Annotated in this window: 9 protein-coding genes and 1 pseudogene; 3 read left to right on the top strand and 7 right to left on the bottom strand. The window is 63.8% G+C overall.

Annotated features, from left to right (window positions below; genetic code table 11):
- Nucleotides 1–83 precede the first annotated feature (83 nt).
- The 6 genes from GD1_RS23215 to GD1_RS23190 all read right to left on the bottom strand — a co-directional run bounded on the left by GD1_RS23215 (nt 84) and on the right by GD1_RS23190 (nt 5,952).
- Entirely contained in the window at nt 84–482 is a 399-nt protein-coding gene (locus GD1_RS23215; protein ID WP_059039874.1) for a nuclear transport factor 2 family protein, read from the bottom strand.
- Entirely contained in the window at nt 479–994 is a 516-nt protein-coding gene (locus tag GD1_RS23210) for a flavin reductase family protein (protein WP_083534663.1), read from the bottom strand. The genes GD1_RS23215 and GD1_RS23210 overlap by 4 nt, the downstream gene beginning before the upstream one ends.
- A gap of 2 nt (nt 995–996) precedes the next feature.
- The gene (locus GD1_RS23205) at nt 997–2,493 is read right to left on the bottom strand and encodes a 4-hydroxyphenylacetate 3-hydroxylase N-terminal domain-containing protein (protein ID WP_059039870.1); all 1,497 of its coding nucleotides are present in this window, start codon (nt 2,491–2,493) and stop codon (nt 997–999) included.
- Between the two features lie 110 nt (nt 2,494–2,603).
- Nucleotides 2,604–3,977, bottom strand: a complete 1,374-nt coding sequence (locus GD1_RS23200; protein ID WP_059039868.1) for an ammonium transporter family protein — start codon at nt 3,975–3,977, stop codon at nt 2,604–2,606.
- 97 nt (nt 3,978–4,074) lie between these two features.
- Nucleotides 4,075–5,103, bottom strand: a complete 1,029-nt coding sequence (locus GD1_RS23195) for a 2,5-dihydroxypyridine 5,6-dioxygenase NicX family protein (RefSeq protein WP_059039866.1) — start codon at nt 5,101–5,103, stop codon at nt 4,075–4,077.
- Nucleotides 5,104–5,115: 12 nt separating this feature from the next.
- Complete coding sequence (locus GD1_RS23190; RefSeq protein WP_059039863.1) at nt 5,116–5,952, bottom strand: carbon-nitrogen hydrolase family protein; 837 nt, start codon at nt 5,950–5,952, stop codon at nt 5,116–5,118.
- A gap of 346 nt (nt 5,953–6,298) precedes the next feature.
- Here GD1_RS23190 and GD1_RS23185 point away from each other — a divergent pair, with 346 nt between their 5' ends.
- The 3 genes from GD1_RS23185 to GD1_RS23175 all read left to right on the top strand — a co-directional run bounded on the left by GD1_RS23185 (nt 6,299) and on the right by GD1_RS23175 (nt 9,107).
- Complete coding sequence (locus tag GD1_RS23185; RefSeq protein ID WP_059039861.1) at nt 6,299–7,330, top strand: LacI family DNA-binding transcriptional regulator; 1,032 nt, start codon at nt 6,299–6,301, stop codon at nt 7,328–7,330.
- Nucleotides 7,331–7,431: 101 nt separating this feature from the next.
- Entirely contained in the window at nt 7,432–8,061 is a 630-nt protein-coding gene (locus tag GD1_RS23180; protein ID WP_059039858.1) for a flavin reductase family protein, read from the top strand.
- Nucleotides 8,062–8,072: 11 nt separating this feature from the next.
- Nucleotides 8,073–9,107, top strand: a complete 1,035-nt coding sequence (locus GD1_RS23175) for a formamidase (protein ID WP_059039857.1) — start codon at nt 8,073–8,075, stop codon at nt 9,105–9,107.
- Between the two features lie 43 nt (nt 9,108–9,150).
- On the opposite strand, the pseudogene GD1_RS23170 reads toward GD1_RS23175, so the two are convergent.
- Nucleotides 9,151–9,345, bottom strand: a pseudogene (locus GD1_RS23170) (type II toxin-antitoxin system Phd/YefM family antitoxin); the annotation flags it as partial.
- Nucleotides 9,346–9,703 lie beyond the last annotated feature (358 nt).

Here is a 9,703-nt window from a genome sequence, read left to right as displayed (position 1 = left end):
CCACTAAAGACCCGGCCGCAGAAGCCCGTCAGTTCTCAGAGAACTGACGGGCTTCTGCCGGATGCTCCAGGTTCGAATCTGGGTCACACACCACCGATCTGCCGAACAAACTCCGCCGAACTCCAGAAGTCCATCGTTTCCCTGATCATCCCGTCGCCGAGGATGAACACGTGGATACCGGGCAACCGCACCGGGCACACGTCGCCGTCTCGGAGTGCCCACTCGCCGGTCAGCTCGTAGTGCACCGCGAACCGATCGTCACGCCCCAGCAGTTCGGTCACCGCCCACCTCGCATTGCCCATCCGGGATACGAACCCCGCCAGCGATCGCGCGATCTCATCACGGCCGGAGGCCGTGACCCCTGACGCGAGATCGCGGTGGAGCCCATCGGCGGCATAGAGGCCGGCGGCGACGGCCGCAGCATGCTCGTTGTAGGCCGCGTAGAAACTGTCGACAAGCGTCGTCGACGCAGGAGAACTCACTTGCTCTCCCACCTGGCCAACCCGCAGTACTGTCGATTGGAGTACACCAGCGGATCGGCCTCGTCGAACATCACCGCGCTGGTGACACGGCCGACGAAGATCCGGTGATCGGCCACATCGAGTTGCTGCTGCACCTGGCAATCGAGATGTGCAAACGCGCCCTTCACGCAGCCATCCACCCCCGGATGAAGGTGAGCGGACTGATCCAGGAACTTCGCCTGCCCCGCCGCAGACCCGAACTCGGCCGCCGGCTGCGCGTCGGTGCCCAACAGCGACAATCCGAATCTCTGCGTTTCCGACACCGCAGCTGCTGCGGCGGTGTACGACGACAACGAGATGATCAACGTTGGTGGACTCACCGAGACCGAGCACCACGCGGTGATGGTCGTGGCCCACTGCCTGCCGTCCATCTCCGCCACCACAATGCTCACCCCGGCCGCCGATCGGCGCATCGACTCCAGGTACAGCTCGGTCACCTCCGTCGGGGAATCCAGCACTCGTTCACCCGCCATCTCTACAGTCCCGCAATCTTCCGTGCCTTTGCCGCCATCATGTCGCGCGGATACTCGGCCCAGATCCGCTCATGCAGCAACGGTGCCGGCGTCGAGTTGACGTTCTCGAACAGCTCCACCCGCCCGGCCAGCCCCGAACTTGTCAGATCCCATACGAAATTCATTAGCCGGTTCTTGTCCTGAGCAGAGATTCCGTGTCCGGGCAGCAGGGAATCCAGCAATGCCCCGGTCTCGGCATTGTCGAAATCGGCCTTGGAGAACCGCATCACCAAACCCTGACCACACAGCTCCTGCAGAATGTGGATGATGCGTGGGTAGTTCTGAATCGAATGCAACCGCCCCGACGTGAGCATCGGGATATCCGGGCACAGAACGCCACCCTCGGTCATGAATGCCCCATCCTCGGCGGCAATGATGAACGCCTTGAGGGTCTGGGCGTAATTGATCAGCTCGGACACCTGGGCGCGCACCGCCGGAATTCGGGCGGTGCCCAGCGCATCGACCACTGCTTGGGCCGCACCCACGAAGATCTCGGCCTTGTACCAGAGCCGGGTGAGGATGTGCCAGTGTAGCCAGGCACACACCCGGCCGTAGTACTGCAGCAGTTCGGGGTCGCCGACATTGAAGACCCGGTCATTGGGGATCAGTACATTGTCGAACACGATGAACTGATCGGCTTCCTCGCCGCGGTAGGCCACCGGATGATCGTAAGGATCCGCACCCGGCTTGGACACCGGCGGTCGACTGATCAGCTTGATTCCCTCGGTTCCCACCGGGAGGGCTGCCCACACGCAGGCCTCAGGCGGAAAATCGGGGCGCAGCAGATTGGTGAACACGATCTCGTCGGCCTGCGCGGCAATCGAACCCACCGATTTCGCCCCCGATACGCGCACCCCGTCCGCCTCCTGCGAGACGATCCGCAAGAGACCTGCCGTGGAACCGGAGGGCCCAGAGCGATCGTTCTGCGGGTCGGCCAGCACCTCGGCCATCACGATGTTCGATCGCTTGCCGTGCTCGAGATAGGCGGTGATGTTCGCGGCCAGATTCGGGTTGTTGCGGGCGAACTCCGGTGACGACTTCTCGAACGTCGGCTGATATGCCTTGAGTCCCACCGTGATCAGCGGAGCCAGATCGAAGGTGCGGCCGTAGGTTCCCACACTCTTCATCGTGGTGTACTCGATCACTGCACGCCGGCGACGCAGCTCCTCGATGGTGGTGGGCACCATCCAGGCAGCACTGATGGTCGCGTCCAGTCCCGCATCGTAGGTGGTGAGCACGTCGGAGTGCTCGGCGCTGAACTGGTCGTCAAAAATCGAGGCGAGCATGTCCACACCCGCCGAAAGTGCGGGCACGGAGGCCACATTGGCCGCTTCCTGCCCATTCACCCAGATTCGTCGGCCGTCGTCGAGCGATTGCTTGAACTGGTCACCGGTGCGCAGGTAGACCTTCTTGCCCGTCGCGGTGGCGTGCTCGGCCGCCGGCTGTTCGGTTGTTGTCATTGCGATAGTCCTTTCGTGTCCCGTGACACGGGCTTGTGTGCAGATCAGTAGGTTCGAGGCTAAATAGATTGGGGGCTCAGCAGGTTGCGGGCGCCCAGGAGATTGGGGCGTTATGCATGTCCAGTCGATGAGGTCGCCGGCTGAACAACAACCATGTCCTCGGTCTGATGCTCAGGCGAGCTGCCGGCGGAATCACCTCCTCCCCAGTAGTATTCGTCGAGACCACGGTCCATGGCCTCGTCCGAAACACGCAACCCCACAGTGCGTTCGAGGACGGTCGTGAGAATCAGTGCGGCGACGGCGCCACTGGCCGCCATGGCCACCACTCCCAAGAGCTGCCAACCGAGGTTCACTTCCGCCCCTTGGAAGGCATAGGTTCCGGATTCGACGCCGGAGACCCCACCGGTAGGTGTGCCCCACGCGAACACCCCGGTGGCCAGTACGCCGTAGATTCCGCTGCCGATGCCCAGGCCGATGATCTTCTTCTCGTCCAGGCCGATCCGCGTGACGAAGCGTAGGGCAAGTGCGGTGAGCATCGGCGCAAAGAAGGCGATGATGGCCACCTGCCACGCCTCCAGAATGTCCATTCCGGGAGCGCAGGAAACAAATCCGCAGAGTGGCGAGAGGGCGGTGACGATGATGTTGCGCGTGAGATACCCGACGATGAGGCCGCCTACGGCGCCGAAGGCGAAGGCCATCATGATGTTGATCGACACCACACCTAAACCGGATGTGCTGTAGCTGATCCCGAGGTATCCGACGTCCGGGATGATGATTCCGCAACCGAGTGCGTAGACGGCGCAGCCGAACATCATCATGAGCAGACCGAAGATACTCAGCCCCAGCGCATTCAGGTCGAGATCGGCCTTTCGGGTCGGGCCGAGACGCCACACCAGGATCAGCCCGAAGAAGGCCGCGAAGATGTACAGCGGCGCAACACCCAGGAAGTCGTGATATCCACGAGCGGTGAGTGGGCTGGCCGATCCCCAGGTCAGATAGATGTTGAGGGGACCCACCAGGCCACCAACCACGGCGGCGATGATGAAGTACGCCTTGGCCTTGAGTCGCTGCAGTCCCAGCGAATGCAGCACCGCCACACCCGCACCCATGAATATGGCGTTGAATGCCAGGAACACCTGATGCACGTCGGCATCGGCGAAGACCGCTGGATCGGTTTCCGATGCCGGTGTGGTGGAGAACGATCCCCACAGCGACCAGTCGGTGAATAGGTCGCCAAAGCTTCCGGTTCCGGTCGCTTGGTTGAACTGCCAGTTCCAGATCGCGTTGCCCACCACTGCATACGCGGCAACTGCGATGAAGGTTCCGATGAGCTTCTGAATCGCGGTGTCGAGACGATTCTTTCGGGACACCAGCCCGACGTCGACGAGGGTGATGCCGGCGACGACGATGATCACGGCTGCCACACAGATGGCATAGAATCCCGCAATCGACATGCTGGTACCACTGACCTGTTCAGGGAACATGAGGGCACACTCCTAGCGAGGGTGGATGATCGAGGTGACCGGTGCGTCCGCGCCGCTGAAGGCACACCGGGAGATTGGGGGGTTGTCAGGGTGACGTCTAACCGACGAGCGTTCCCGCCTCCACGACGGCCACACCGTCGAGACTTACCGTGCAGTTGCGCATGGCGATATCGAGGTGGGCGTAGGAATCGCGGTCGAGGAACGGGTGTGGGCCGGTCGACCACAGGAAGTTTCCGGCGAACGCTCGTGCATCCATGCCCATGAGTTCGTGCTTGGCATACAACGCGTGCGCGAACCAGTCCGCACTGTGCATCAGCCCCCAGCCCATGTGCGAGAGGTACCGACCCCACTTGTCCTCGGTGTCGGCGAAGTACTGACGCAGCATCTGAGCGGTGAAGCCACCGGCGATGGTGTCGATGTAGCCGTTGACGATCGTCAGAACGGTCTCATCCACTACGTAATCCTTGAACGGCAGCACGATGTCGCCCGGTGCCAGCACGATCTGGCCGTTGGAGATCTCCGGCCAGCACATCGCCATCGTCGACGGCCAGTGATCCCACCGGCCGGGGTCGTCGGCGAAGCCGGTCTGGAACCCGGGGTGGCTGTTGCTAATGTCGACGACGAGATCGGTCCCGGCCACCGAGGTGACGTGCATGCTCGTCGACGAGCGGATCTTTCCCACCGCATCGGTCACGCGGACCTTGTCGGCCGAGGTGGGCATGTTCCGAACCAGCACCTCGGGTGGGTCACACACAAAGAGGATGCGTGTCCCGGCCGCCAAGATGGTTTGTTGCACCGGCGCGTGGATGAACCCTTCCCGGGTGAGATCCACGACGAGATCGGCCCCCGTCAGCGTCCCGATCGCGAGATCGTCGGTGAGCACCGATTCGAGTCCAGACCCGGCACCGGTGTGGGTGGGTGGCACCGGTGTGGGGCCACCGCCGGGCGCAGTCACGACCAGGACGTGGGCTCCCAGCGCCTTTCCCGCGGCAAAGGCCGCGCCGATGTAATCCTGCCGGCTGGTCGGTTCGGCGAGAATCACCAGGTGCTCGTCGCGGGTCAACCGGCACAGCCGCAATTCGTCGGTGAAGGCCGCAACAAGTTCGGCCGTTGTTAGTGCTTGCATCGTCTCCTGCTTCTATTTTCCAGTGGTGATGGGGTGAGTGAGCGCTGCCGGTGAGTCAGCTTTCGTCTGGCGGGCGGAGAGCGCCGCGAGGTAGGGAATCTCGGTCCGCGCGGATGCGATGTCAGACAGATCGATCCTGGCGGTGAGCACACCCTCGCCGTCGGCGAGTTCGGCCAGGATCTGTCCGCGGGGATCGACGATGCGGCTGTGACCAGAGAATCTCGGAACGGACGCGTCCTCCGGATCGGCGAGTCCCGCGGCGAGAACAAAGCAGCCGTTCTCCACCGCACGGCTGCGCGTCAGCAGATCCCAGGCATACCGGCGGGAAGCCCCGAACGCCGCCGGAACCGAGATGATATCGGCACCACGAACCGCCAATTCTCTTGTCAATTCAGGGAATCCGGCTTCATAGCAGACTGCGACGCCGATCGCGGCACCCGATGAACGCACCAGAGCCCGGGGGCCGTGATCAGGAGCGAAGATCGCCGACTCCCCGGCCCACAGCATCTGCTTGCCCGCCGTGGCAATCACCCCTCTACGGTCGATCACCACGGCAAGGTTGCACAGCGTGCCGTCGCGTCCGTCGCCTGCCAGAACCGTCGTAGCGATGGTCAGCCCGAGCGTGGCCGCCAACGAAGTGAGCCGCGGAAGTACCAACTCCACCTCGTGCCGCACCATTGCCGCGGCCTGCTCGATGTCATAGGAGGTGGCGAACAGTTCCGGTAGCACCACGATCTGTGCACCCTGTCCCACCATTTCCCGTAGGAGCATCTCTGCGGTCGCCAGGTTGCCCTCGAGCTCACCCGGACGCGCCACCATCTGCGCTACGCCAACCCCGATCGTGGTCACCAAAACCTCACTCACCTGTTTCCCGGCCCGCGTCGGGCTCACTCTCAAGCCGCCGACTCGGTGTGCTTCGCCATCGCCGACTTGACGTGCTTCTCAATCACCGTGCGGTACTGCAACCGATTGCGTTATCGGTTGCAACTATATTCGGATAGCTGGCCCAGAGGGTCAAGTCCATCGACATTTAGTTACCGGCACTTAACATGGCGGTCGTGGTGCCATCGCGATGCCCTCGTTATGCAGCGTTATGCAGTACTTCTGCCCAGACCTGCGCGCGCGTCACTTCGGTATGGGGAAAGCACATCCGGTAGCGTGTGCATCCGATTGCAGAGCGAATGGCGGAGGGCCGATGAATGAACGTCAACGCGTCACCCTGAAGACGGTTGCGGAGGCCGCCGGGGTGCACGCGTCCACGGTGTCGCGGGCACTGCGGCGCGGCGCCGGCGGAACCGGTCGGCGCAGCGACTCGGACCTGCGGATCGTGCAGATCGCCAGCGATCTGGGTTACGTACCCAATCCTAACGCGGCCAGCCTCACCACCCGCCGGTCAAGCGCCTTTGGTGTGCTGGTGCCACAGCTGACCGACATAGTGCTCTCCTGTGTGTACGACAACATCGAATCCACCGCCAACGCAGCTGGTTACGACGCCTTCGTCGCCAACACCCACGACGATCCCAAGGTCCAGGCCCGCCGACGACAGCTACTCATCGGCCGTAGCGTCGACGGCCTCATCATCGGTGACGCACGGCTGGACGACCCGACCCTGCCCAAACTCGCCGATGACGGCACGGTTTTCGTACTGGTCAACCGCCGCTACCCCGGCCTGCTCTCGGTCACATGTGACGACCGCCGGGGTGGGCGGCTGGCCGCCGAGCACCTCCTCGAGCTCGGCCATACCGACGTCGGCGTGGTGACCGGGCCACTGTGGAGCTCGACCGGCGCTGACCGGCTCGACGGATTCCGTGAGACCTACGCCGAGCGCGGCATCACCATTCCCGACGACGCCGTTGCCCCGGCCGGCTTCGGCGTCGACGACGGCGTGCGCGGCACACTGCAGATTCTGGCGCGGCACCCGCAGATCACCGCCTTGTTCGTCGCCAACGACGACGCGGCGATAGGCGCTATCGGCGCGCTACGCGACAGTGGGCTACGGCCGGGTACCGACGTGAGTCTGGTGGGCTACAACGACATTCCCACTGCCCGCAATCTGATGTTGCCTCTCACCACCATCCGGAGTCCGTATCCGGCGATGGGCCGGCACGCGTGCGAGGTACTGCTCGCGGCGATGAACGGCCTGCCGGTCTCGCCGCTGGTCCTCCAGCCCGAGCTGGTGGTGCGCGGAACCACGTCGCACCCCCGCCACCGCCCGTCGAGCCGCTAACCGTCCCCGGTCGAATGCCCCGGCCGACTGGCGCATGTCGGCAGAGTTCGCTAGGCTCGGTGCAATCGATTGCGCTACCGATAGCCGTGGAGGTTAATTGGATGGACGAGAACACCATCACCGACGTCGATCAGGTTCGGGACGTGCTTCGCCCCGATGAGCTGCCGGAGGGCTTCGTCTACCGGATGCTCGCCGGGTGCGTTCTGCCACGGCCGATCGCCTGGGTGTCGACGAAATCGGCCGCCGGGGTGATGAATCTCGCGCCGTTCAGCTTTTTCACCGTCGCCTCCCGCTCGCCGGGAGCAGTGGTGTTCTCGGTTGGTCCCACACCCGACGGCGGCATCAAGGACACCCTGGCCAACGTTCGGGCCACCGGCGAGTTCGTCGTTAATATCGCCCCTTCGTCGTCGATGACGTCGGTGAATGCAACCGGTTTCGCCTATCCGCCGGATGTAGACGAGTTCCAGGCGTGCAACATCGCGGACCGGCCCTCACTGGCCGTGTCGCCGCCTTCGGTGGCCGACGCACTGGTGTCGCTCGAATGCCGACTGATGCAGGAGGTGGCGGTGGGTTCCGATTGTCTGGTCATCGGTGAAGTAGTGCTCGCCACCGCTGCACCCGGGCACTATCGCGAGCGCCTGCACGTGGAGACCAGTCAGGTCCTCGGCCGCATGTCCGGGCCTCGCTATGTGACCGACATGCGAATCGAATCCCCGACAAGTACGAAATAGGTTTGGTATCAATGTATTCCAGCGGTTTCAACTCCAACGATGACGAGCTCGTGGTGGCAATGGTCCAACAGCAGATCGCCCTGGTGCGGAATCGGGCCGATCTTGCCGAAGCGGTACGCGCCACCACCGCGACGCTCGCCGAGATCGCCACCGGAATGCCGCGCGTCGATCTGGTCGTGTTTCCCGAATACGGACTCCATGGCCTCCGAAAGGAGGGCTGGGCCGAAGACGATCTGATGTGCACCATTCCCGGCCCCGAAACCGATCTACTCACCGCCGCATGCCGCCGGCACTCAGTGTGGGCGGCGTTCTCCGTCATGGAGACCAATCCGCGTGGTGCACCGTTCAATTCATCAATCTTGGTGGACGAGCACGGAGAGATCGTGCTGCATACCCGCAAACTCTTCCCCTGGGCGCCCAAGGAACCGTGGGAACCCGGGCGTGATCCACTGTCGGTCTGCTCCGGCCCCCGGGGCTCGACGATCGGATTACTCATCTGCCACGACGGGTGCTTTCCTGAGGCCGCCCGCGACCTGGCCTACCAGGGTGCCACCGTCATCGTCCGGCAGGCAGGCTACAAGCTTCCGTTCGAGCAGGCCTGGCGAATCAGCAACCAAGCCAACGCATTCAGCAATATGGCCTATACCGTTTCGGTCTGCCTGGCCGGCGATGACGGCAACGGCTTCCCCTCCCTCGGCGGCGCCATGGCCTGCGACATCGACGGCAGCGTGCTGGTCGAGGGCGATCAGACTCCCGGCCGGGTGGTCACCGCCGCCTTCTCGCCCGCGCGAGCCGAGAAGGCGCGCCGCACATGGGGTGTGGAGAACAACATCTATCAGCTCGGCCACCGCGGCTACACCGCGATTCGGGAGGGACTTGCCGATAATCCGTTCCGATATGTCACTGATCTGGCAGCCGGCCAGTACCGGGTCCCGTGGGATCGCGATGTTTCCATCCGCGACGGCCGCAGCGAAGGCTACGGTCCGGCCCGCGAACCGGGCACAGCCGCCGATACCGCACGCGCGGGTTTTCCCGGCAGCTCCTGAACCCTCGCCATGCTCTCCGGTGCCACCACATCCCGCGGCAGGCTCATTTCGGCGGCAGGCCGTGTTCCGCTCGCAGGTCGTCGATGGAGGCAGTGTTGCCGGCAGCGTACTCGGCGTCGGCGGTAGCGACGTCGTCGCGGACACCGGCACGTGAGAGCCAGTAGATTGTCTCGTGCAGCGATTCGAGGTCGTCGGCAGACATCAGCACCGCGGCGGGTTTGCCGTGCTTGGTGATCGTGAATCATTCGAAAGGTTGGGCACCGTGAGCTCCGAACGCAACGTCGCTATTGCAGCGACGGGTGATCCGTGGGAGGGTTTCCCGGAGTCGGCTCGCGTTGTCGCTATCGGCAGCCGGGGGTCCCAGCACGCGATCGACCCATGTTCGAGCTCGGCTGAGGTCGGCGCAGACCCATGCGGCCGCGGCAAGGCCCGGGTCCGTGTAGGAGATCAGACGCTGCGGTGCGGCTGACAAGCCTGCAATGGTGCGCGCTTCGCGCGCCTCGATATGGCTCTCCTTGAATCCCTCACTTCCTGAGTGCGGAGTGCCAAGTGCGACATGTATGTCGGGTGCTTGTGACTCGATGGACCGTCGCGCG

The sequence above is a fragment of the Gordonia desulfuricans NBRC 100010 genome (assembly GCF_001485495.1).
Classification (GTDB): domain Bacteria; phylum Actinomycetota; class Actinomycetes; order Mycobacteriales; family Mycobacteriaceae; genus Gordonia; species Gordonia desulfuricans.
Note: the sequence above shows the minus strand (reverse complement) of the source record. Positions and strands in the feature narration are given on the sequence as shown.